The 22206-nt window shown below is 57.4% G+C and carries 20 protein-coding genes; 17 read left to right on the top strand and 3 right to left on the bottom strand.

Annotated elements, in window-relative coordinates; translation table 11 throughout:
• Positions 1-119 precede the first annotated feature (119 nt).
• Together AC0YNU_RS18420 and AC0YNU_RS18415 are read left to right on the top strand one after the other, a co-directional pair.
• Complete coding sequence (locus tag AC0YNU_RS18420; protein ID WP_475759219.1) at positions 120-1160, top strand: alcohol dehydrogenase catalytic domain-containing protein; 1041 nt, start codon at positions 120-122, stop codon at positions 1158-1160.
• Between the two features lie 61 nt (positions 1161-1221).
• On the top strand, positions 1222-2214 hold the full coding sequence (locus AC0YNU_RS18415) for a Gfo/Idh/MocA family protein (protein ID WP_475759217.1): 993 nt from the start codon (positions 1222-1224) through the stop codon (positions 2212-2214).
• Between the two features lie 129 nt (positions 2215-2343).
• On the opposite strand, the gene AC0YNU_RS18410 is transcribed toward AC0YNU_RS18415, so the two are convergent.
• Positions 2344-3246, bottom strand: coding sequence for an ArsR/SmtB family transcription factor (locus tag AC0YNU_RS18410; protein ID WP_475759214.1), 903 nt, complete (start codon positions 3244-3246; stop codon positions 2344-2346).
• A gap of 172 nt (positions 3247-3418) precedes the next feature.
• On the opposite strand from AC0YNU_RS18410, the gene AC0YNU_RS18405 reads away from it, so the two are divergent.
• The gene (locus AC0YNU_RS18405) at positions 3419-5179 is read left to right on the top strand and encodes a glycoside hydrolase family 2 protein (protein WP_475759212.1); all 1761 of its coding nucleotides are present in this window, start codon (positions 3419-3421) and stop codon (positions 5177-5179) included.
• A 106-nt stretch (positions 5180-5285) separates the two neighbouring features.
• On the opposite strand, the gene AC0YNU_RS18400 is transcribed toward AC0YNU_RS18405, so the two are convergent.
• A complete protein-coding gene (locus AC0YNU_RS18400) occupies positions 5286-5525 on the bottom strand; it encodes a hypothetical protein (RefSeq protein WP_475759210.1) in 240 nt (79 codons plus the stop codon).
• Positions 5526-5793: 268 nt separating this feature from the next.
• On the opposite strand from AC0YNU_RS18400, the gene AC0YNU_RS18395 reads away from it, so the two are divergent.
• The 8 genes from AC0YNU_RS18395 to AC0YNU_RS18360 all read left to right on the top strand — a co-directional run bounded on the left by AC0YNU_RS18395 (position 5794) and on the right by AC0YNU_RS18360 (position 12085).
• Positions 5794-6582, top strand: coding sequence for an ABC transporter permease (locus tag AC0YNU_RS18395; protein WP_475759208.1), 789 nt, complete (start codon positions 5794-5796; stop codon positions 6580-6582).
• 19 nt (positions 6583-6601) lie between these two features.
• Positions 6602-7390 carry an ABC transporter permease gene (locus AC0YNU_RS18390; RefSeq protein WP_475759206.1) on the top strand — a complete coding sequence of 263 codons (789 nt, stop codon included), beginning with the start codon at positions 6602-6604 and terminating at the stop codon, positions 7388-7390.
• Positions 7390-8367, top strand: coding sequence for an ABC transporter ATP-binding protein (locus AC0YNU_RS18385; protein ID WP_475759204.1), 978 nt, complete (start codon positions 7390-7392; stop codon positions 8365-8367). The genes AC0YNU_RS18390 and AC0YNU_RS18385 overlap by 1 nt, the downstream gene beginning before the upstream one ends.
• 480 nt (positions 8368-8847) lie before the next feature.
• Complete coding sequence (locus AC0YNU_RS18380; RefSeq protein WP_475759202.1) at positions 8848-9240, top strand: Fur family transcriptional regulator; 393 nt, start codon at positions 8848-8850, stop codon at positions 9238-9240.
• Positions 9219-9944, top strand: a complete 726-nt coding sequence (locus tag AC0YNU_RS18375; protein WP_475759200.1) for a winged helix-turn-helix transcriptional regulator — start codon at positions 9219-9221, stop codon at positions 9942-9944. Before AC0YNU_RS18380 ends, AC0YNU_RS18375 begins: the two co-directional genes overlap by 22 nt.
• A 206-nt stretch (positions 9945-10150) precedes the next feature.
• On the top strand, positions 10151-11110 hold the full coding sequence (gene trxB / locus AC0YNU_RS18370) for a thioredoxin-disulfide reductase (protein ID WP_475759198.1): 960 nt from the start codon (positions 10151-10153) through the stop codon (positions 11108-11110).
• A 30-nt stretch (positions 11111-11140) separates the two neighbouring features.
• Positions 11141-11389 (top strand): glutaredoxin family protein, encoded by a 249-nt coding sequence (locus AC0YNU_RS18365; protein WP_475759196.1) that lies wholly within the window; start codon positions 11141-11143, stop codon positions 11387-11389.
• A 132-nt stretch (positions 11390-11521) separates the two neighbouring features.
• Entirely contained in the window at positions 11522-12085 is a 564-nt protein-coding gene (locus tag AC0YNU_RS18360; RefSeq protein WP_475759194.1) for a peroxiredoxin, read from the top strand.
• 463 nt (positions 12086-12548) lie between these two features.
• Here AC0YNU_RS18360 and AC0YNU_RS18355 read toward each other — a convergent pair whose 3' ends face one another.
• Positions 12549-12947 carry a GNAT family N-acetyltransferase gene (locus AC0YNU_RS18355; protein ID WP_475759192.1) on the bottom strand — a complete coding sequence of 133 codons (399 nt, stop codon included), beginning with the start codon at positions 12945-12947 and terminating at the stop codon, positions 12549-12551.
• A 240-nt stretch (positions 12948-13187) separates the two neighbouring features.
• Here AC0YNU_RS18355 and AC0YNU_RS18350 point away from each other — a divergent pair, with 240 nt between their 5' ends.
• The 6 genes from AC0YNU_RS18350 to AC0YNU_RS18325 all read left to right on the top strand — a co-directional run bounded on the left by AC0YNU_RS18350 (position 13188) and on the right by AC0YNU_RS18325 (position 22196).
• A complete protein-coding gene (locus AC0YNU_RS18350; protein ID WP_475759189.1) occupies positions 13188-14813 on the top strand; it encodes a response regulator transcription factor in 1626 nt (541 codons plus the stop codon).
• A complete protein-coding gene (locus AC0YNU_RS18345; RefSeq protein ID WP_475759187.1) occupies positions 14806-16602 on the top strand; it encodes a cache domain-containing sensor histidine kinase in 1797 nt (598 codons plus the stop codon). The genes AC0YNU_RS18350 and AC0YNU_RS18345 overlap by 8 nt, the downstream gene beginning before the upstream one ends.
• Positions 16603-16924: 322 nt before the next feature.
• On the top strand, positions 16925-17782 hold the full coding sequence (locus AC0YNU_RS18340) for a class II fructose-bisphosphate aldolase (RefSeq protein WP_475759185.1): 858 nt from the start codon (positions 16925-16927) through the stop codon (positions 17780-17782).
• A 351-nt stretch (positions 17783-18133) separates the two neighbouring features.
• Entirely contained in the window at positions 18134-19060 is a 927-nt protein-coding gene (locus AC0YNU_RS18335; RefSeq protein ID WP_161699002.1) for an ABC transporter permease, read from the top strand.
• A 602-nt stretch (positions 19061-19662) separates the two neighbouring features.
• The gene (locus AC0YNU_RS18330; RefSeq protein ID WP_475759182.1) at positions 19663-20547 is read left to right on the top strand and encodes a carbohydrate ABC transporter permease; all 885 of its coding nucleotides are present in this window, start codon (positions 19663-19665) and stop codon (positions 20545-20547) included.
• A gap of 56 nt (positions 20548-20603) precedes the next feature.
• Positions 20604-22196 carry a DUF3502 domain-containing protein gene (locus AC0YNU_RS18325; RefSeq protein ID WP_475759180.1) on the top strand — a complete coding sequence of 531 codons (1593 nt, stop codon included), beginning with the start codon at positions 20604-20606 and terminating at the stop codon, positions 22194-22196.
• Positions 22197-22206: the final 10 nt, after the last annotated feature.

Raw genomic sequence — 22206 nt, 5'->3', positions numbered from 1 at the left:
TGACAAGTAAATCGAAGCTTTAAACAAGGACATTACTCAGCATCCATGTAAAATATAAGCAGATCCCGTGTAGGATACTGCTAGCTTTTTGACAAGTTGATTCGAGGAGATGAACGTTTATGCAACCGATTGCAATTCCAGCTCAAATGCTTTCTCCCGTCTTCACCGGCAACGGCCAGGTCGCATACGTGACCAAGGACGTGCCCCGTCCGGGTCCGGGTCAGCTGCTGATCCGCTCCAAGGCGAACGCCCTCTGCGGCTCGGACAAAGGCTATTACTTGAACGGCTCCGGCCAGCATACGCCGGGTCATGAGATCGCCGGCGTGGTCGTCGATGCCGGACCGGATACCCATGCGAAGCCGGGGACGCCGGGCGTCGTCTTCCTGATGGATTTCTGCGGCGCTTGCCGAAGCTGCAAACTGGGCTATACGAACCAATGCTTCAACAAACGCGCGGACATGGGCTTCTCGCATGATGGCGGGTATGGCGAATACGTGCTGATTAACGAAAATATTTTCTTCCCGATCGATGCGGATCTATCGTTCTCCGATGCAACGCTGCTGCTGGATATTATGGGCACCGGCGGTCATGCGACCCGCAGGGCGACGCTCGTACGCGAAGATATCGAATCGGTGCTGATTGCTGGCGCGGGTCCGATCGGGCTGGGCATACTCGGCATGGTCAAAATCATGCTGGGACAGGATGTGCCGGTCTACGTGACGGACATGAACGAATACCGGCTGGAGCTCGCGGCGAAGCTCGGCGGCATCCCGGTGCATGCGGGCAGCGAGGACCTGGCCGCGCGCCTTGCCGCCGACGGCTTGGGGGACGGCGTCGATGCCGCGTTCGATTCCAGCGGACAGACCGCCGCCCGTCAGCAGTGCGTGCAGCGGCTCGGCAAACGCGGCGTGCTCGTCTGCGTCGGGCACGGCGGCGAAGTGTCGCTCGACGTGTCGTTGAATCTGATCGCGCCGGAGCGGACGATATTGGGCAGCGAATATTTCACGTACGGGGAGCTGGAAGCCAACGCAGCGTATTTGCGGCAGCATCGCGCGTATTTGTCGCAGATCATCACGCATCGCTTCCCGGCTTCGCGGCTGCAGGAGGCAAGTGAGCTGTTCTTCGGCGGCCAGTGCGGGAAAGTCGTGGTGGAGCCGTGACGGGAGCGCAACGGAATGCCGCGGGGCACTCGGAACGGAACAGTGAAAGGGAGGCGGAGTCATGACGGCTTCAGGACGTAAAACGAAGGTCGCGCTCGTCGGCACCGGCGGGTGGGGCGAACAGCATGCCCGCGTGTTGTCGGCGCATCCCGAAGTGGAGCTGTGCGCTATCGCCGGACGCGATCCCGAGCGGACGCGGAAGCGGGCGGAGCATTACAGGACGAACGCCTATACGAATATCGGAGAGATGCTGGAGCGCGAGCAGCCGGATTTGGTTAGTTTGTGCCTGCCGAACGAAGGACATTTCGAGGCGACGCTTGCCGTCATTCAGGCCGGGTTTCCGCTGCTCGTGGAGAAGCCGCTCGTGTTCGACTTGCGGGAAGCGGACCGGCTGCTGGACGAGGCGGCGAAGCGGAATTCGTTCTTCGCGATCAACTTCAACCATCGCTTCGCAAAGCCGATGCAGCTGGCGAAGAGCCGGATCGGCGAGGGCAGCCTCGGCGACTTGGTCTTCGGCACATGGCGGTTCGGCGGAGAGGGCGGAAGCGCCGAGTCGCCTTATGGGAATTTGATCGAAACGCAATGCCACGGGTTCGATTCACTGGAGTATCTGATGGGGCCGATCGCGTCCGTATCCGCGGAGATGACCGACATCACGGGGAAAGGCTTCAGCACGATGTCGATCGGTCTGCGCTTCGCGAGCGGAGCCGTCGGCAATCTGCTCGGTACCTACGACTCCTCGTACGCGTATGCGGATACGCAGCGCCTGGAGGTCAACGGCACGAAGGGCCGCGTCCTGATCGAGGACACGGTGCGCCGGTTCTCGTTCCAAGCGGCGGGCAGCGAGACGGCGGAGGTGTGGCAGGCGGGTTACTTCAACGATCGCGACCGCGAATTCCACCGCACGTTCGACGCGCATCTGAACGCCATCGTGGCGGCGTTCCGCAGCGGCGGCGAGCCGCCTGTTCACGCGGCGGCGGGCATGCGCGCGCTGCAGCTGGCCCATGCGGCGATCCGTTCGCATGAGAGTGGCAGGCGGGAACGCGTGGAGTAGGGCAAGAGGCTGCCTCGCGCGGCGCTAAAGCTAAAACAGCCAGGCCAATAAGCGGCCCGGCTGTTTTTTTCATGACGTTTTTCATGAAGTTTTGCATAAAGGTTTGCATAAAGCGCAACAGGCGGCAGGTCACTCATACGTCACGGTAACTTCAATCTCCTGATCGTAGTTGCCGAAATGCCTGCCGAACAGGCTGATGCCGCCGGCGTGCGGACCGGTATCCGGGCAGGCGATACGGAAGCGCATCTCGTCATTCGGCTTGATGTCCAGGTCCGCGGCGGTCAGCGACGACAGCTGAATGCCGTCGAGGAAGGTGCCGTCCTTGCGGATCGTGATCGTCTTCATCAGACCATGCTGCGTGCCGTGGGGCCACCAATCCGGCGTGTAGATGCCTTTTTGCGCGCCGAAATCACCTGGGCTGGTCCACGTGCCGAGCAGCGTGCCGTTCATGTGGAACGAGATGTCGGAGGGCCAATTTTCGTTAAAGCCAGGCGCTTCCGAGCAAATCTCAAGCGATATCGTGATGCTCGTCGCCGTCTGCCCGCCCATGAGGTAATTGGGAATGCGGTATTCCAGGAAGCCGCTGGCGAACCAAATGATTTTGGCTTTCACATGGTCGGGCGCCCAGAAATACCGGGGATCGTCGACCAAGCCGATCATGGACTGCTCGGAGGAGAGACCGCAGGTCGGTTTGACTTTGAAATCGGTGTACTGGCCGATCGGCAGGGAGACGGTGTAGACGTTCGCGTTCGGCGCGGTTGGCGTGCGCAGCTGCAGCGTCACGAACTCCGGCAGCAGCCGGCACATCTTCAGCCTTCCCCGCGCGCCGGAGATGCTCTCCGTGCCGATGATGCCGGCGGACTCCAGCTTCTGGACATGCTTGGTCACGATGGCGGAGGAGACGCCGAGCTCCGCGGCAAGCTCCTTGATGCTCATCGGCGAACGGTCGAGCAGCTCGATCATCCGCACGCGCGTCTCGGACGAGAAGCATTCCAGCAGTGCCATATTGGCGGTATTCACTTGGATAATCATCGATTGACTGCCTCGTTTCGGATCGAAATCGTGGCCTCATTATATAACCTGTAGGTTAATTAATCAACTTATAGTTGACGTTTTCGAGGAATTGGAGGCATAATGTGTTCATAATGACTCAAATGGTTATTTAGTTAACTTTTAAATTAATTTAATTGGAGGCATACCCAACATGACAGAGCAGCTTCGCGCGGAACATCCGTACCCGCAATTTATGCGTAACGAATGGGTGAATTTGAACGGAGAATGGGAATTCGAATTCGATGACGACAATGCCGGCGTTCAGGCAGGCTGGCATGCGGGAACGCAGGCGTTCTCGAAGCGCATCCAAGTGCCTTTCGCGTATCAGAGCAAGCTGAGCGGCATCGGTGATCCGGGCTTCCACGACACGGTATGGTACCGCACCGAGCTCCGCATCCCGGCGGACTTCGGAGGCAAGCGGGTGCTGCTGCACTTCGGCGCCGTCGACTACGAGGCTTCCGTATGGGTGAACGGCGCGCTCGTCGCTTCGCACGAAGGCGGCCACACGCCTTTCCGGGCCGATATCACGGATGCGCTGCAAGCCAAAGGCAACGTGCTCGTCGTGAAAGCCGTCGATTACGGCAAGGACGTCACGCTTCCGCGCGGCAAGCAATATTGGGAAGAACAGTCCGCGAGCATCTTCTACACGCGGACGACGGGGATTTGGCAGACGGTCTGGATGGAAGCCGTGTCGAACGTGCATCTGGACAAAATCAAGCTGACGCCGGACATCGACCGCAAGGAGATTCGCGTGACGGCGTTCGTCAAAGGCGCCGCGGCCGGGTCGCAAATTCGCGTGAAAGCGGAAATCACGTTCAACGGGAAGCCGGTATCGGAGGACGTCTTCGCGCTTCGGAGCGGCAGCCCGTCCGTTACCCGCGCCATCCGCATCGACGATTTCAACGACCACGGCCTTGGCGGCTGGTGGAGCCCGGAGAACCCGAACCTGTACGACGTGACGTTCACGCTGCTCGAAGGCGAAGAGGTCCGCGACGTGGTCGGCAGCTATTTCGGCATGCGCAAAGTTTCAATTGAAGGCGGCAAGCTGTGCTTGAACAATCGGCCGTACTACTTGCGCATGGTGCTGGATCAGGGGTATTTCCCGGACGGCAACCTGACGCCTCCAAGCGACGAGGCGATCAAGCGGGACGTCGAGCTGACGAAGGCGATGGGCTTCAACGGCGCGCGCAAGCATCAGAAGCTGGAGGATCCTCGCTACTTGTACTGGTGCGATAAGCTGGGCTTAGCCGTGTGGAGCGAAGCGGCCAACGCGTACGAGTACTCGGAGGAATACGTGCGCCGGTTCACGAACGAATGGCTGGAATCCGTCGAGCGCGACTACAACCATCCGTCGATCATCGCTTGGGTGCCGATCAACGAGAGCTGGGGCGTGCCGGACATTCAGATCAACAAGCTGCAGCAGCAGCACGCGCTGGCCATGTACCACATGACCAAGTCGCTGGACGAGATGCGTCCGGTCATCTCCAATGACGGCTGGGAGCTGGTCACGACGGATCTGTTCAACATCCACGATTACGAAGGACGGCGCGAGGTGCTGATGGATCGTTACAGCACGGCCGAGAAAGCCGTGAGCGCGATGCCGGCTAACCGCGTGCTGGCGGTGGAAGGCTTCCCGTACGCGGGCCAGCCGATTCTGATCTCCGAGTTCGGCGGCATCTCCTACAAGAAGAGCGACTGGGAAGGCTGGGGCTACACCAGCGCCAGCGACGACGAGGATTTCATCAAGCGTCTGCGCGACGTCGTGCAGCCGATGTATCTGGCGGGCGTCGTGCAAGGCTTCTGCTATACGCAGCTCACCGACGTCGAGCAGGAGATCAACGGCCTGCTGACGTACGACCGCGTGCCGAAGCTGCCGCTCGAGACGATCAAGGCAATTATCGAAGGCAAGTAATAGCGCAGCCAATTCAAAAGGGCAGTCCATGCAAAAGGGCAGTCGACTTCATGTCGGCTGCCCTTTGTTTTATGCCCGTAAGACCGCTTATCCTCGGTATATCCCGTTAATCCGATTTCTGGTTTTTCTCATTTCCATGTTTGAAATTCCCGGTGACCTTCGCCATGACGAGCTGGGTTTCTTTATGATCTTTATTCGAAATACGTTGTAGAAATTTATCGCTTTCCTTCCCCGATAATATGGTGACTTGCTTACCCATCCAGTAAATAAATACTTTATTGTCTTTCGTGATCCTGTACGTGAAGACTTCCTCGCTTAGTCGATTTCGTTTATCGATGTTGCTCATAGAAATACACGTCCAATCGCATGAAATGGTAGCACGAACCAGAGAGCTCCAACGCTGCATTACTAAATATTCTAGGAAAGGATAAAGTGATCCTCCCTCTGCGAGAAAACCCGTTGCTCCTCATTGCTGAACCGTTGCAACGCTAATCAAACGGCAATTTAATGGCGAATCTATTTGTCATTGACAGAGTTGCAAACCTAGCAGTATATTCTTTTGGTAAAATATCTCAAATTTACTAATTCGGTCTCTGCCGGAGGGAGGAGGCAACATGAATTCTTACTTGGCGCTGACATGGATGAGCTTCAAGAACAGGAAAGTCTACAAGCTGAACGTCTTCTTCCGCGTCTGCAGCTCGGTGCTGCTCATCGTCGTGCTGCGGGAAATTTGGACGGCTGTCTACGGCAGCGGCGCCTCCGGCCTGACCGTGTCGCTCGAGGACATGCTCACCTACGCCGTCATCGCCAGCATCATCCGAACGCTGATTCCGTCCGATTTTCATTACGACATCTCGCAGCGGGTGCAGACCGGGGATATCGTGCTGGATATGCAGAAGCCGTGGAATTATCTGGCGATGACCTTCTTTCGAACGCTGGCCGACCTGTTGTTCGGCTTGGTCTATGTCGTCGTCCCGATCGCTGCCGCCTCGCTGCTGCTGTTCCCGATCGGCCTACCGACAGGGGCGCAGGCAGCTTGGTTCGTGCTAAGCGGCTTGCTCGGCTATTGCATCGCGTTCTCGCTGACGTTTCTCGTCGGGCTGTTGGCGTTTCTGTTCACGGAGGTCGGCGGGTTCGGAATGATCAAGCAAACGATTCTCGAGATCTGCTCGGGCGCGATGATTCCGCTCTGGCTGTTCCCGGCCGGCGCCGCGAAGGTGCTGGAGCTGCTCCCGTTCCAAGGGGTGTTCAGCATCCCGATCTCCATCTACATCGGCAAGCTGCAGGGGGCGGCGCTATGGCACGGCCTTGAGCTGCAGCTGATATGGGCCGCGGCGCTGCTCGCCTTGTCGCAGATGCTGTTAGTGGTATTCAATCGACTATTAGTGACGACGGGCGGGTGACGACACGATGTTCGCGCATATGAAAATTTACTTGCAGCTGCAGGCGGCCAACCTTCGCGCTCGGGCGATGTATCCGCTCAATTTTACGCTTATTCTCGTCTCGGTCGCGTTCTTCGGCATGACCAACATCATTCTGACCTGGGTGCTGACGCAAAAGGTACCGATCATTGCGGGCTGGGATCTGTATCAGATCGTGTTCGTCATGTCGCTCTGGCGATTCAGTCACGGCTTCTTCATTACCTTCTCCCAGCAAATCTGGAATCTCGAGTACCTCGTCCGCGAAGGCGTCATGGACCGCTTCCTCGTCCGGCCGCTGAATCCGCTGTTCCAATTCTTCGCCATGCGCATCCAAATCTACGGTTTCGGCGATCTGTTGGCGGGGATCGGAGGGCTCCTCTACGCTGCTCCGCATATCGGCCACTGGAATGCACAGAAGCTTCTGCTATTGGTCGTTGTCGTGCTTAGTGGAGCCGTTATCGAATGGGCGCTCATGACGCTGCTCGGCGTCTCCGCCTTCTGGACGCTGCAGTCGGGCGGCTTGATGGGACTGCTGGATACGCTGCTCGACCAATTCTCACGCTTCCCGCTGTCCGTCTACGGCAGACCGGTCCAAATCGTGCTGTCGTTCGTGCTGCCGATCTCCTTCATGGCGTTCTATCCGTCGTACATCTTCATGGACGGGATGGAGGGACCGCCGTTCTCGTCCGTGCTCGTGTACGCGTCGCCGGTAGTCGCTGCCGGGCTAGCCTGGCTGGCTTACTTCGTATGGCGCAAAGGATTAAATGCGTATCAGGGGGCGGGATCGTAATGGCTATCATTGAAGTGAACCATCTCATGCGCGATTTCAAAGTCGGCGGCGGAGGGGGAGGCTCGCTGCGCCTGCTCCATCGGCTGCTGGGCGGATCCAAAACCTTGAAACGGGTCGTCGACGACATCAGCTTTACGATCGAAGAGGGCGATTTCGTCGGTTATCTCGGACCGAACGGGGCAGGCAAGTCGACGACGATCAAAATGCTCTCCGGCGTGCTCGTGCCGACGGCCGGCACCGTCCGGGTGCTGGGGCTGGAGCCGTTCAAGCATCGCAAGGCCAACGCCAGATCGATCGGCGTGGTGTTCGGTCAGCGTACGCAGCTGTGGTGGGACCTGCCTTTGCGCGATTCGTTCAAGCTGCTCGGCGCGGTGTACCGGGTGGAACCCGAGCGGCTGCAGCGCAATATCGCCTTGTTCACGGACCTGCTGGATATGGGCCATTTTCTCGATACGCCTGTTCGCCAACTCAGTCTCGGGCAGCGGATGCGCGGGGATATCGCGGCGGCGCTGCTGCATGATCCGAAGATTCTGTTTCTCGACGAGCCGACGATCGGGCTGGACATCGTGGCCAAGGAGAACATTCAGCAGTTCCTGAAGCAGATCAACCGCGAGAAGAAAGTGACGGTCATTCTGACGACGCATAACCTGGACGATATTGAACGGCTGTGCAAACGGGTCATCTTCATCGATAAGGGTCGGGTGCTGTTCGATGGCAGCGCCGAGGGGATGACGGAGCGATTCGGCGGGCAGCGGTACCTGGTGCTGGAGACGGAGCATTTCGACGAACGCATCTGGGATGGACCGCCGATCGCCCGCCGCGAGGAGAACCAGCTGTGGTTCCCGATCCACGACGACAAGGAGATCGCCTCCATGGTCGCCGCCACGAGCGACCGCGTTGCGGTGCATAACCTGACGGTCAAGGAGCCGCGGATCGAGGATATTATTAAGCAGCTGTATGCGCTTGGGGAAAAGTGAGGGCAGGATGCGGCTTCCCAGTAAAGCTTGTGAGCGGACCGTTGTGGACGAATAGCTACGGGTGAAGACCGCAGGGCAAATGCCTGCGGTCTTTTGTGTGTTGCAGCGCCGTATGCCGGGTTCCGCTAAGCGTGTCGGGCTTGACGAGACGAGTGTATTTTAGGTAAACTTAAACTAAGTTTAAATTAAGACTTAACGGTTGCCAGCGCTGCTAATTCACGATTAAGGATGCTGATGAAGCTCTAACGGTTCTGACAGACGCTATTGGGCGTAGACGAACTGATTTTACGCCGAAAATCTCGCAATAAGCCTCCCGGTAACCGTTAGCTGATCATAATGGGCATTTTGAGCCGATTAGCCATCCGCACAACCGTTAGCTGCTGGGAGTTTAGGGTAATTCTCGCAAGCATGACCTTATTGGAAGTCAGCAATTATTTGAAGCGTTGAAATAAATGTCATTTCTATAGAAGGAGGATCATTATGTCCCGTCATAGTTTAACGGCGCCAAGAAAGATGATTCTCGATATCGTAACGGAATCTCACGATCATCCGACCGCATCGGACATCATCGACCGTTTGAAGGAACAGGGAAGCAGCGTTGCTTACGCCACGGTCTACAACTCGCTGCGCTATCTCACCGAACAAGGGCTCATTCGCGAGCTGAAGCTGGAGAAGGATGCCAGCCGCTACGACTCGCGCACGGAGGAGCATCAGCATATCGTCTGTACCTCCTGCGGGAAGGTGAGCGAGGTCATGACGGCTTCGCCGAAGGAGTGGCTGCGTCATATCGAGGAAGAGACGGGCTATACGATCACGGAAGAACAAATGTTGTTCAAAGGAGTGTGCGCGGCATGTCGGACGTCGAAAACCTAAACCATGCTCCGAATGGGCAGGCGCCGCTATTTCCGGATGGGGCGTTCTGCGATACGACGAGAAGAATCGTGATCGTCAGTCCGTTTCCGGCACGGCTGCAGGAGCTAACGGCGGCGCTCATGGCCCGCTGCTACGACGTGTTGACGTTCCATAACGCGAAGGAGCCGATCCTGCCGCTGCTGGAGAACGACTTGTTCGTCATCGACCGGACGTGGGGCACGGACGAAGCGGTGGACGGAGAAAAGGTGCGAGCTTCGGATTGCTTGTACTTGGTCGGAGAAGCGACGGCTATGCCTAAGCCCGAAGGACATACGCTGCTCTGGCCGTCCCCGATCGACATGGCGGTCGCGACGATCGAAGCGCTCGCGGGCCAAAGCAAGCCGGTATCGGCGGAAGCCTCCGCCGATCGGCTACGTTTCAAGGACGTGGAGATGGATCCGAAGCGCATGACCGTTCAGCGCGGCGGCGCGAAGATCGAGCTCACGAAGACGGAATTCGATCTGCTTCGCGTTCTTCTGTCGTCCGACGGCAGCGTGCTTACGCGCCAGGACATCATGGCGGCCATTTGGGGCGATGCGTATTTCGGCGGCAGCAATTCGGTGGACGTGCATGTAAAAAGCCTGCGGCAGAAGCTCGGCGACGATCCGAAGCGGCCGGTCTACATCGCGACCGTTCGCGGCGTCGGCTACCGTCTGGGCGAATAAGAACGGGGCATCCTGCTTGGTCGCACGGGTCCGTACTTGGTCGGCCGGCGCGACCGAAAGGCGGCTTCATGAAACCTTTATCATCTCTTCATCAACCCTTTATGAACCCTTCATCATACCTTCATGCAAGCAGTACGCATGGATGGTATGATTTTTTTATCGCTAATATTTAAACTAAATCTAAATATAAAACGGAGGAAATCATCATGCGCAAAACGATTATCGTAGGAACCGGCCCCGCGGGGTTGACGGCGGCTATCTACCTGGCCCGCGCGAACCTGAACCCGCTTATTATCGAAGGACCCGAGCCCGGCGGGCAATTGACGACGACGACGGAGGTCGAGAATTTCCCGGGCTTCCCGGACGGTATCCTCGGCCCGGATTTGATGGACAACATGCGCAAGCAAGCCGAACGGTTCGGCGCCGAGTTCAAGTCGGGCTGGGTGACCGGGATCGACACCTCCAAACGTCCGTTCACGCTTCAAGTCGAAGGACTGGGCGAGCTGCAAGCCGAGACGCTGATCATCTCGACGGGGGCATCCGCCAAATACTTAGGCATTCCGGGCGAGCGCGAGAACGTCGGACGGGGCGTCAGCACTTGCGCCACCTGCGACGGCTTCTTCTATCGCGGGAAGAAGATCATCGTGGTCGGCGGCGGCGACTCCGCGATGGAGGAAGCGAACTTCCTCACCCGTTTCGCCTCGGAGGTCGTCGTCGTTAACCGCCGTGCCGAGCTTCGCGCCTCCAAAATCATGCAAAATCGGGCACGGGAGAACGGCAAGATCAGCTGGGCGCTTAACCGCACGCCGCTTGAAGTTGTCGCGGACGATGCCGGCCTGAAAGGATTGCGCGTGCTCAACAACGACACCGGCGAAGAAGAACTGCTGGAGACGGACGGCATCTTCATCGCGATCGGCCACTCGCCGAACACGCGATTCCTCGGCGGCCAATTGACGACGGACGATCACGGTTATCTGGCCGTGACACCGGGCACGACCGAGACGAATATTCCGGGCATCTTCGCCTGCGGCGACGTGCAGGACAGCCGCTACCGTCAAGCGATCAGCGCCGCGGGAACGGGCTGCATGGCCGCGCTCGACTGCGAACGTTTCCTCGAAGCCAACGAAATTCATGAAGCTTCGGAAGCCCAAGCGGCATCCGTTTAACATACAAAACAACCCAAGGAGGCAACGAACATGTCCAACACCAACCCCGTTATTATATACACGAGCACGCATTGCAATTATTGCAAGCAAGTCAAATCGTTCCTGAGCGACCGCGGCGTGGCCTACGAAGAGCGCAATATCGACCTGAACGACCAGTACGGCGAAGAGCTGTGGAACACGGGCCTGCGTTCCGTGCCCGTGACGGTCGTCGGGGACCGCAACATTCTCGGCTTTAATCAGATCGAGCTGAATCGCGCGCTCGCCGAATGGCAATCCTAATCGTTGATTGTCTGCCAGTTCACCGAATCAGGGGAATCCAGCAACCCGCCCAAACATCAATAATTCGTCAACATGTCAATAAGTCATAACATCAATCATCCCATACACACATTCAGGAGGACTCCATTAACCATGACTACATCCCAAACGATTGCTTACCCTTTCGCCAAAGTCGGCTTGCCCGCGCCGGATTTCAAGCTGCCCTCGACTAAAAATTTGGACACCCTTGACGAGACCGTCGCGCTCTCCGATTACCGCGGCAAGTGGCTCGTGCTGTTCTTCTGGCCGTACGACTTCACGTTCGTCTGCCCGACGGAAATCATGGGCTTCAGCAGCAGCAGCGAGCAGTTCAAGGCATTGAACTGCGACATCGTCGGCGCGTCCGTCGACAGCGTGTACACGCATAAAGCCTGGATCGAGACGCCGATCGAACAGAACGGCATCGGTCCGATCCAATTCCCGATCGCGTCCGACTTCACCAAGGAGACGGCGCAGGCCTACGGCGTTTTGAACGAGGAGGGCGCTGCCAATCGCGGCTTGTTCATCATCGATCCGGAAGGCATCCTGCGTTACCAAGTGGTCACGGACATGAACGTCGGCCGCAGCGTCGACGAGACGATCCGCGTGCTCCAAGCGCTTCAATCCGGCGGACTGTGCCCGGTCAACTGGAAGCCGGGAGACAAGACGCTGGGATAACGCGTTAAAAAGCTGCCGAAACGCACAAATGCAGCGCAGATGAGCTGCATGAGTCGCGAAAAGCTGCCAAAACGCACAAATGCAGCGCAGATGAGCTGCATGAGTCGCGAAAAGCTGCCAAACAGCACAAATGCAGCGTGAATGAGCTGTATGAGTCGCGAAAAGCTGCCGAATCGCAGAAATGCAGCACGGATGAGCTGTATGGGAGGCGAAAAGCTGCGAAACAGCACAAATACAGCGTGAATGAGCTGCATGAAGCGTGAAAAGCTGCCGAAACGCACAAATGCAGCGCAGATGAGCTACATGGGACGCGAAAAGCTGCCAAAACCCACAAATACAGCTCGAACGAGCTGCATGAGTCGCGAAAAGCTGCCAAATAGCACAAATACAAAATAGAAACGGGATGGAGCAGATTAACCTGCGCCATCCCGTTTTTATTTTGCTCTAACCCACGCGGCCCGCGTCACTTGCCTCTCGGAATCAGAAAAGCATTCTCTGCTTTCTTAAAACCGATTCGCGGATAGTACTCCATCGCGGCGGGCGCAGAGAGCAATACCAGTGAAACTTCGTCCCCTAGGTGCTCGCGCATACGAGCAATCAGTTCGGTTCCGATGCCGGACTTCTGGTAGTCCTTGCTGACCGCCAGATCCGATAAGTAGCAGCAGTACGAGAAATCCGTAACGGCTCGCGCGATGCCGATGAGTTGTTCGTCGTCCCACGCAGAGACGGTCGCATCCGCATGATCGATCATGCGCTGGATTCGCTCCAAGTCATCGACGGGGCGTTTCATCCCGGCGCTTCGAAATACATCCGACACGTCTTGGGCACGAAGCGGAGCGTTCACTTTGTATACGATTGTCATCGACGCCCCCCCATGAAATTGGTTTAAACTATCATATACATAAAGTGGCAGGATTGGAAGACGCAGATGGCAAGCTGGCGTCCCGCGGACATATCGCACGATGGATACATTTATGCGGATCGTATCCTCATCTCCCGAAAGAAGATAGAATCCCCTCTATAAAAGCCAAGATCTACTCCTTGTGCAGGGCCGCGCCGCGTTATATGATGGCGGAAACAAAAGGGAAAAGGCGGGGGCGCGATGCTGGTTCTGATCGTTGACGATGAATGGGAGATCCGCGAAGGGCTGCGCCGGAATTTTTCTTGGGGAGATTACGGGATCACCGAGGTCATCACCGCCGACGACGGCGACACGGCGCTGGAATTGGCCAGGCTGCGCCGGCCCGATCTGATCCTGACGGATATCCGCATGAAGCGGATGTCCGGACTCGAGCTGGTCGAGCAGTATGCGGCCGAACGGGAGGGCGGCTGGAAAGCGATCGTGATCAGCGGCTACGACGATTTCGAGATGGTGCGCAGCGCGATGAAGCTCGGCGCATTGGATTACCTGCTCAAGCCGATTAATACGGCGGAGCTCGGCGATATTTTGACGAGAACGATCGACCAGCTGCAGAAGGAGAAGCGCGACCGCGACAATGAGATGCTCCTCCAATCGCATGTGCAGAACGCGCTGCCGAAGATGCGCGAGGAAGTGCTGCGCGAGCTGGTCGAATTCAAATACAATGCTTACCGCGAGACGAGAATCGCGCACCGGCTCCGTACGCTGGAGCTGGACTGGCTGCTTGAAGAACGCTTGGCGCTCCTGTTGATCGAGGTCGACGACCTGAAGGCGGTCGAGAACCGCAATGAACGCAGCCTCATCCTGTTCGGAATCGGCAACGTCGTGCGCCAGACGCTGGAGGAAGACTGCGTGTATCGTTCCGTGCTCTACGCCGATGCCAAGAACCGCTGGGTGCTGCTGCTGGACTGCCCGGACGCAGCCAGGCTGGAGGCGTACAAAGAGCTCGGCCAGCTGAGCATTCGCCGGATCAATCAATTCGTCAAGGTGAACGTCAGCGCGGCGCTCTGTTCGACGACGGATTGTGCAAGCGGTCTCAATGCGATGTACACGGAAACCGAGGAGATTTTGGAGCAGAAAGCCGTCTACGGGGGCAACCGCCTGCTAACGGGAATTGGCTGGGAGAGCGAAGCGGAGCAGGAAAACCCTTCGATCCGGCAGCCGGCGGAGGTGCTCGACCTGATTCGCTACGGTACCGACGACGAGATCAGGGCGGCGATGGAGCCGTTCGTCGAGATGGTCCAATGCTGGTCGTTCACGCAGATTCGGGACATTCAGCAGCGGATTTTCGAATGGCTCCTCGACGTGTTCAAGAAAGCGTGGCAGCACGGCTGGACGGACCGGACGTGGGAACGGAACCCGATGGCGGTGTGGGAGCGGCTGGAGCAATACGACACGCTGGAGTCGCTGAAGGAGCAGGCGGAGCAGTTTCTGCTGACCGTCGCCGCGGGCTTTCGCACGCAGAGCGTCTCGCCGTGTCAGATCATCCAAGGGGCGGAGAAGTTCATTCGAATCCGCTATGCGGACGGGCTGACGCTGCAAAGCGTGGCGGAAGAGGTACACGTGACGCCGGTGTGGCTGAGCAAGCTGTTCAAGAAAGAAACCGGCAAGACGTTCCTCGAATACTTGACCGACATTCGAATGGAGAGGGCGAAACGGATGCTCGAAGAAGTGCAGTTCAAAATATACGAAGTGTCCTCGGAGGTCGGCTACAAGGACCCGGTTCATTTTACGAAGCTGTTCAAGAAACAAACGGGCCATACGCCGAAGGAGTACCGCAGGCTGAGGGGGATCGCGGGCAATGAGTAGCCCCGTCTCGCTGCGCCTCGCGCCCTCGCTTCGGAACCGGATGATATTGATCTTCTTCATGATCATTATCGTCCCTTTTTTATTGTTCGCGTATTATGCGCACATCAAAGCCATTGAAGGCATCTCGAACGCCAACATGACCGCGTCCGTCAATTATTTGCAGCAGTCGCGGGGGAATTTCGAGAACTACCTGGAGACGCTGAACGATCAGATTAACGATCTGATCGGCAACAAGCAGCTGCAGAGCCTGCTCTCCCGCCCGCCGGCGAGCGCCGCGGAGGAAGATGCATTCACGCTTAGCCTAATCAGTCTTATTTATCAGAAGACGGCGTCCGTCGATGCGTTTCGTATTCACGTGTACCCGATCGACCCGTCCAAATACGCGGATTACATGAGCACGATCGGCGAGCATGTCGGCGTCGAGTACGAAGCCTGGTTTCGCAAATCGCTCGTGACGGTCAGTCCGACCTGGCGGCTGTCGATGCCGGAGGAAGGGAATTACCAGCGGCCGCTGCTGACGTATATCAAGCGCTTCTCCGGCCTATACGATCAGGTTCCCCGCGGCATCATCGCCACGGATCTGTCGGAGGACCAGCTCAAGCGATTCTTCTCCCCAAGCGGGAAAATGACCGATCAGAAGGTGCTGCTGCTCGACGAGGAAGGGAAAGTCATCTACGATTCGCACGCGAACGCCTGGACGGGCAACCCGTTTCCGTCCGGCAAGTTTATTCGGCAAACGGCTTCGGGGGCGCAGGGCTCACAGACCGTCACAATCGAAGGAAATAAATATTTGGCGACCTACGTGCGGATGGACAGCTATCCGTGGACGATCGCGAGCTTGACGCCGCTGAACGAACTGACGGGCACGATCGCGGAGATCAACCGGCTGCTCGTCATCTTCCTGATCGTTTATTTGGTTTGCTGCATCGGCGTGGTGTTCTACATTACCACGTATTTCACCCAGCCGATCGTTCGGCTCGTCCGGTACATGCGGCGGCTGGAAGAGGGCAATCTGCAGCAGGTCATTCCGCATTCGTCGCGGAAGGACGAGGTCGGCTGGCTTTACCGGGGCTATGGCAGCCTGATCCGCAGAATCGAAGGGCTGATCGCCGACGCCTCGCGAGCGGAGCGGCAGAAGAAAGAGCTGGAGTTCCAAGTGCTGAGCCACCAGATCAATCCGCATTTCCTGTACAATACGCTGGAGTCGATTCGTTGGAAGGCGGAGAACCACGGCCGGAGCGAGATCAGCGAAATGGTATCCGCCCTCGGCAATCTGCTGCGGCTCAGCCTGAACCAAGGCAAGGAGGTCACGACGCTGGGCCGCGAGATCGAGCAGGTCAAGGCGTACGTGCAAATCGAACAGGCACGGATGGGCCGCACGATTCGGATTCTGTATTCGGTCGACAGCGAGCTGAAGGACGTGCCGTTCCTGCGCCTGCTGCTGCAGCCGCTCGTCGAGAACGCGATCCAGCACAGCATCCGGGACAATTTCGACCAGGGCAAAATCCTGCTGAGCGCCCGCCGGGAAGGCAGCGAGCTTATCGTCGACCTCGTCGACAACGGCAGCGGCATCCCGATGGACGTGATCGAGAAGCTGGAGCAGAATTCGGACCCGAACGGCAAATCGGCCGAAGGCGCCAAAGGCGTCGGCCTGCGCAACGTCAACGACCGGCTGAAGCTGTATTTCGGCGACAACTGCAAGCTGCGCATCGAGACATCAAGCGAAGGAACACGCATCTCGCTGCGGCATCCGATCCTGAAGGACGGGGAGCTGGGGCAGGGGGAGTGAGGCGTGACGGGATTGGGGACGGATCTTAGAGGCGGCGCATTCGTAAATTAAGGCGTATGGCAGACGGCCGAGCTGGACAAATTAGGATGAAAACGACAATGGGAATCCGCGCCATCCATGCACGAGTCATAAGCGAAATCGAGCAGCTTTCGGCGCATATCGCGGCCAAATCGCAAGATTTTTCGACAAATTGTCGATTGATCTTGGAAATTCGCGGGCGGACAAGTTGACGGAGAACGTCAAATGCGAGATGATAAGCTGTATGGGTCGGCACGCAGTTGCATGGCTATAGAAAATCAATTAGGTGTAGGAGGCTGTACTGATGGCATTGGAATCGATGAAAGGCATGCTGGATAAAGCTCTTAAAGAAGGTTACGCGGTAGGCCAGTTCAACATCAACAACTTGGAGTGGACGCAAGCGATCCTGGCTGCGGCTGAATCCGAGAAATCCCCGGTCATCCTGGGCGTATCCGAAGGCGCGGCTCGTTACATGGGCGGCTTCAAAGTCGTTACGGCTATCGTTAGCTCCCTGATCGAAGAAATGAAAGTGACCGTACCGGTCGCAATCCACCTCGACCACGGCTCCAGCGTAGCGAAATGCAAAGAAGCGATCGACGCCGGCTTCACGTCCGTCATGATCGATGCTTCGCACGGTCCTTTCGAAGAAAACATCAAGATCACGAGCGAAGTCGTCGCTTACGCGCACGAGCGCGGCATTTCCGTTGAAGCCGAGCTGGGAACAGTCGGCGGACAAGAAGACGACGTTGTCGCAGACGGCGTTATCTATGCGGATCCGAAAGAATGCAAAGAACTCGTTGACCGTACGGGCATCGATTGCTTGGCACCGGCTCTGGGCTCCGTTCACGGTCCTTACAAAGGCCTGCCGAACCTGGGCTTCAAAGAAATGGAAGAAATTTGCCAAACTGCAGGCGTACCGCTCGTTCTTCACGGCGGCACAGGTATCCCTACGGAGCAAATCAAAAAATCCATCTCCCTCGGCACGGCGAAAATCAACGTCAACACCGAGAACCAAATCGAGTTCACGAAAGCCGTTCGCGCCGTACTGGCCAAGAACGACGAAGTATACGATCCGCGTAAATTCCTCACGCCAGGCCGCGATGCCATCAAAGCGACTGTCGTAGGCAAAATCCGCGAGTTCGGTTCTTCGAACAAAGCGTAATAACAGCGCGCGCCGCATCAGTGGCGAGTCGCCTAATATAAACAGCCCGGCGTCATGGAAGATGACGCCGGGCTGTTTTGCATGCGCCTGGAAGCGCAGCTGACGGAGGCGAGGCGGATGCGTTGCCCCGCCGGTCCGATTCTCGCGAACCTTATAGCGCCCGTCCATCGCCGTCTCGACATGACGCGAAGGGCGGGCTTTTTGCATGCCGAGACCGAACGGAGCGGGCGCCGGGTGAGCTAGATCGAACTACGCCAATCCTGACCTGCAAAGGATAAGATTCGCTCATAGAAGCGGATAAGCCGCTCCTTTATCATAAAACTATCACCGAAAGAGAAGGGGTAAGGGCCCATGAAACGAAACGGAGTCATCCGCGAGCTCGTCCGCAACCGACAGCTGCTGCTTATGTTTCTTCCCGTCGCGACGCTGCTATTCCTGTTCAATTACTTGCCGTTGTCGGGGCTGATCATTCCGTTCAAGAACTTCGACTTCAGCAAAGGCATCTGGGGAAGCGACTGGATGCATCCGCTGCTGAACAACTTCGATTATATTTTGTCCTCGGACGCGGCGTTCCGGGCCGTGCGCAACACGATCCTGCTGAACGCGCTGTTCATCGGCGTCGGCCTCGTGTTCGAAGTCGGCTTCGCGCTCATGCTGAACGAACTGAGGAACAAATATTTCAAGCGCATCACCCAATCGCTGACCTTCCTGCCGTTCTTCATCTCCTGGATCGTCGTCGGCGTGTTCACGTACAACCTGCTGAACTTCGAGAACGGCGCGCTGAACCGCGTACTGGAATGGTTCGGCCTGCAGAGCGTGGACTTCTACAGCAAAGCAAGCTGGTGGCCGCTCATTCTGACGATCGCGGTGCGCTGGAAGGTAACGGGGTACGGCACGATCGTCTATCTGGCCGCGCTCACGTCGGTCGACAATTCCTATTACGAGGCTGCTTCCATCGACGGCGCCACCCGCTGGCAGCAAATGCGCTTCATCAGCATCCCGATGCTGAAGCCGACGATCATGATCCTGACGCTGCTCGCGATCGGACGCATCATGAACGCGGACTTCGGGATGTTCTACGCGATGGTCGGCGATGCCTCGCTGCTGTTCCCGACGACGGACGTCATCGACACGCTCGTGTACCGAAGCCTTCGCAAATCCGGCGATATCGGCATGGCCTCCGCGGCCGGCTTCCTGCAGTCGGTGGTCGCGTTCGTGCTCATCCTGGCCAGCAACTACGCAGCCCGCAAGGTGGATCGGGATTCGGCCATATTCTAGGCTTGAGGGCAGCCGGTGGATCGCGAAACAACGGTGGAGGTCGACCAAGCATCGCAGCCACGATAATTAGATGCAAATATGCATTTATTCTTCCGCTTTTCGGTCCGCCATCGATAAATAGATGCAAAAGTGCATTTAATTCCAAAGTTTCACTCTGAATCTAGCGATTATCCCGAAAATAGATGCAGATTTGCACTTATTTCGCTTACAGTGCGATTTGAAGCCAAAAATAGATGCAGATTTGCACTTATTCTCCCGCTAGGAGGACGCAGAGGACATCCAGAGGATGGTCCGAGCAGTGAAATCCTTGCACCCGCCTCATGCCGAAGCCTGGCGAAGAACCGTCCGGAGAGTCGGCGGGAGTTGGAGTAGGTGAATGGTTTGCCGGGCTGCGAAGCGCGTGAAGAAGTGACCGGAGAGTCGGTGTGGAGTTGGAAAAGCGATAGCGTTCGCCTTTGTAGTCGGATAACAACCTATAAATCTCTTATTGAATTAAGTTATCCGACTACAACAGCGATTGGAGACCCACACCGACCGCAGGTCATGCCTTACCACTAACTCTATCACCAGCTTTCCCATTACAACGAAGGAGGTTGCCCGCAATGGTTGCCAAACGATTTTCCCTCGCCCAAGGCGTCATCATGCTCGTCATCTCGCTGTTCAGCCTGGCCTGCCTGTTCCCGTTCCTCATGGTCATCTCGGGCTCGCTCAGCACGGAGAACGACATCGTGAATTACGGCTACGGGCTCATTCCGAAGCATATTACGTTTGATTCGTACCGCATCCTGTTCCTCGGCTCCAACCGGATCGTGGACGCGTACGGCATCAGCATCCTTGTCACGGCAGTCGGTACCGTCCTGTCGCTGATCGTCAACAGCATGGGCGCGTACGTCATGGCGAGGCGCTCGTTCAAGTATCGCAACATCCTCTCGATCTACGTCATCCTCACGATGCTGTTCAGCGGCGGCCTCGTGCCGTGGTACATCATCTGCGTCCGCTACCTGGAGCTGAAGGACACGATCTGGGCGATGATCCTGCCGCCGATGGCGAACGCCTTCAACATGTTCCTCATGCGAAACTTCATGCAGTCGATTCCGGAGGAGATTTACGAATCCGCGAAGATCGACGGAGCGAGCGAGATCCGCATTTTCTCCCGGCTCATCATCCCGCTGTCCGTTCCCGTGCTCGCGACCATCGGTTTGTTCGTGGCGCTGTCGTATTGGAACGATTGGTTCCTCGGCCTCATGTTCATCGACAAACAAGAGCTCCAGCCGCTTCAGCTGCTCCTCAGAACGCTCATCTCGAACGTCGATTTCCTGCGCAACTCCAGCAATGCCGCGGCGATGCAGCGCATCATGCCGCAGATTCCGTCCGAATCGATGAAGATGGCGCTGACCGTCGTCACGATCGGCCCGATCGTCTTCCTGTACCCTTTTCTGCAGCGGTATTTCGTCAAGGGGCTCATGGTGGGCGCGGTCAAAGGCTGACTATACCGGCTTCGGCCGTATAGCGATATAATCAAACAATTAGGGGAGAGGATTACATGATCAAGCGAAAGGTAAGCATCCCGATTATGCTCGCCGGAGCCATGCTGTTCGGCACCATGCTGACGGCGTGCGGCGGCAACGGCAACAACGCCAATAACGGGAACGCAAGCAATAACGGCAACGCCGGAACCAACAACGGCGGGGCGGCACCCGCGAACGCGACGAACGGCAACGCCGTTAAAGAAGAGGACGAAGTGACGCTGAAGTTTTATTTTGGCGGCGACAAGAAATCGGCTACGGACGAGGTCTGGACCGCGATCAGCGACTACGTCAAGGACAAAGGCCTGAACGTCAAATTCAACATCAACTTCATTCCGTTCACCGACTTCAAAGACAAGATGCTGGTCATGGCCGCGTCCGGCGACAGCTGGGACATGAACTTCGACGGCGACTGGCTGTCCTATAAACAAATGGCGGCGAAAGGCTCGTACATGGCCATTAACGACCTGCTGCCCAAATACGCACCGAACCTGTATAAGAAATACCAAGAGCAAGGCACGCTGTCCGCCGCAACGGTGAACGGGCAGATCGTCGGCCTGCCGTGGACGATGAAGATGAACCAACGTCTCTTCGCCGGCTGGCGCTCCGACTTGGCGGACAAAGCGAACATTACCGTCGCGCCGGACTCCATCAAGACGATCGAGGACGTCGACAGCCTGCTCCGCCAATTGAAGAAAGCGTATCCGAACGAGAAGCTGTCCCGTTCCACGCCGCTCGCCATCTACATGATCCGCGACGAGTGGGTCGACCTCAACTTCCATGGCCTCGGTTACTACCTGAGCGATCCGAAGGTGACCGTGCAGCCGGTCGAGCAGCAGCCGTTCTACCTCGAAGCCGTGAAGAAGGCGAAGGTGTGGTACGACGACAAGCTGATCAACCGCGACGCGATGATCGACAAGGAAGACGGCGCCGCCGAATGGCGCAACGGCAAGACGCTCCTGACGCTGACCTCGCATGAATGGGCGAATGCGGACCCGGGCTTCTCCGATCCGTCGTTCAAGCAGCAGATGTCCCTGCTCTACCCGGACAAGAAGCAAGTTAACCGCACGGCGCTGGCGAACGTGGTCGCGATCAACCGCAATTCCAAGCATGCCGACCGCGTCCTGCGTTTCCTCGACATGATCGAGACGGACCAGAAGCTGTACGATCTCGTGCAATACGGCATCGAAGGCAAGACGTACAAGCTGGACGGCGACACGGCCGTCTATCCGGACGGCATGAACACGACGACGAGCAACTACATGGAATGGGGCGGCCAATGGGCGTTCTGGAAGCCGCAATTCATGCGTCCGACGTCGACGTATCCGAAGGATTTCTGGGTGCACGAAGCCGAGTTCGCCGCCGAGCCGGAGAACGTGAATTCCCCGATCGACGGACTGTTCATTGCGGAAGACACGATGAAGAACGAGCTGGCCAAGCGCGACCAAGCGTCCGACGAGGGCAGCAAGCCGCTGGAATTCGGTATCGTGAAGGATGCCGACAAGGAAGTCGCGGCCTACATCGAGAAGCAAAAAGGCAACGGCTTGGACAAAATCCTGACCGAAACGCAAAAGCAAATCGACGCTTATCTGGCTTCGAACGCGAAGTAAGAAGACGGCC

The organism is Paenibacillus sp. J31P316 (assembly GCF_056269105.1).
This window is presented reverse-complemented; position numbering and strand designations above follow the sequence as displayed.

What these genes read in the sequence shown, in the direction of transcription:
- AC0YNU_RS18400 (WP_475759210.1), bottom strand. Translation starts at nt 5,525, where the DNA reads ATGAGCAACATCGATAAACGAAATCGACTAAGCGAGGAAGTCTTCACG.
- AC0YNU_RS18405 (WP_475759212.1), top strand. Translation starts at nt 3,419, where the DNA reads ATGACAGAGCAGCTTCGCGCGGAACATCCGTACCCGCAATTTATGCGT.
- AC0YNU_RS18340 (WP_475759185.1), top strand. Translation starts at nt 16,925, where the DNA reads ATGGCATTGGAATCGATGAAAGGCATGCTGGATAAAGCTCTTAAAGAA.
- AC0YNU_RS18335 (WP_161699002.1), top strand. Translation starts at nt 18,134, where the DNA reads ATGAAACGAAACGGAGTCATCCGCGAGCTCGTCCGCAACCGACAGCTG.
- AC0YNU_RS18375 (WP_475759200.1), top strand. Translation starts at nt 9,219, where the DNA reads ATGTCGGACGTCGAAAACCTAAACCATGCTCCGAATGGGCAGGCGCCG.
- AC0YNU_RS18360 (WP_475759194.1), top strand. Translation starts at nt 11,522, where the DNA reads ATGACTACATCCCAAACGATTGCTTACCCTTTCGCCAAAGTCGGCTTG.
- AC0YNU_RS18325 (WP_475759180.1), top strand. Translation starts at nt 20,604, where the DNA reads ATGATCAAGCGAAAGGTAAGCATCCCGATTATGCTCGCCGGAGCCATG.
- AC0YNU_RS18385 (WP_475759204.1), top strand. Translation starts at nt 7,390, where the DNA reads ATGGCTATCATTGAAGTGAACCATCTCATGCGCGATTTCAAAGTCGGC.
- trxB (WP_475759198.1), top strand. Translation starts at nt 10,151, where the DNA reads ATGCGCAAAACGATTATCGTAGGAACCGGCCCCGCGGGGTTGACGGCG.
- AC0YNU_RS18380 (WP_475759202.1), top strand. Translation starts at nt 8,848, where the DNA reads ATGTCCCGTCATAGTTTAACGGCGCCAAGAAAGATGATTCTCGATATC.
- AC0YNU_RS18345 (WP_475759187.1), top strand. Translation starts at nt 14,806, where the DNA reads ATGAGTAGCCCCGTCTCGCTGCGCCTCGCGCCCTCGCTTCGGAACCGG.
- AC0YNU_RS18420 (WP_475759219.1), top strand. Translation starts at nt 120, where the DNA reads ATGCAACCGATTGCAATTCCAGCTCAAATGCTTTCTCCCGTCTTCACC.
- AC0YNU_RS18355 (WP_475759192.1), bottom strand. Translation starts at nt 12,947, where the DNA reads ATGACAATCGTATACAAAGTGAACGCTCCGCTTCGTGCCCAAGACGTG.
- AC0YNU_RS18390 (WP_475759206.1), top strand. Translation starts at nt 6,602, where the DNA reads ATGAAAATTTACTTGCAGCTGCAGGCGGCCAACCTTCGCGCTCGGGCG.
- AC0YNU_RS18415 (WP_475759217.1), top strand. Translation starts at nt 1,222, where the DNA reads ATGACGGCTTCAGGACGTAAAACGAAGGTCGCGCTCGTCGGCACCGGC.
- AC0YNU_RS18395 (WP_475759208.1), top strand. Translation starts at nt 5,794, where the DNA reads ATGAATTCTTACTTGGCGCTGACATGGATGAGCTTCAAGAACAGGAAA.
- AC0YNU_RS18365 (WP_475759196.1), top strand. Translation starts at nt 11,141, where the DNA reads ATGTCCAACACCAACCCCGTTATTATATACACGAGCACGCATTGCAAT.
- AC0YNU_RS18350 (WP_475759189.1), top strand. Translation starts at nt 13,188, where the DNA reads ATGCTGGTTCTGATCGTTGACGATGAATGGGAGATCCGCGAAGGGCTG.
- AC0YNU_RS18410 (WP_475759214.1), bottom strand. Translation starts at nt 3,246, where the DNA reads ATGATTATCCAAGTGAATACCGCCAATATGGCACTGCTGGAATGCTTC.
- AC0YNU_RS18330 (WP_475759182.1), top strand. Translation starts at nt 19,663, where the DNA reads ATGGTTGCCAAACGATTTTCCCTCGCCCAAGGCGTCATCATGCTCGTC.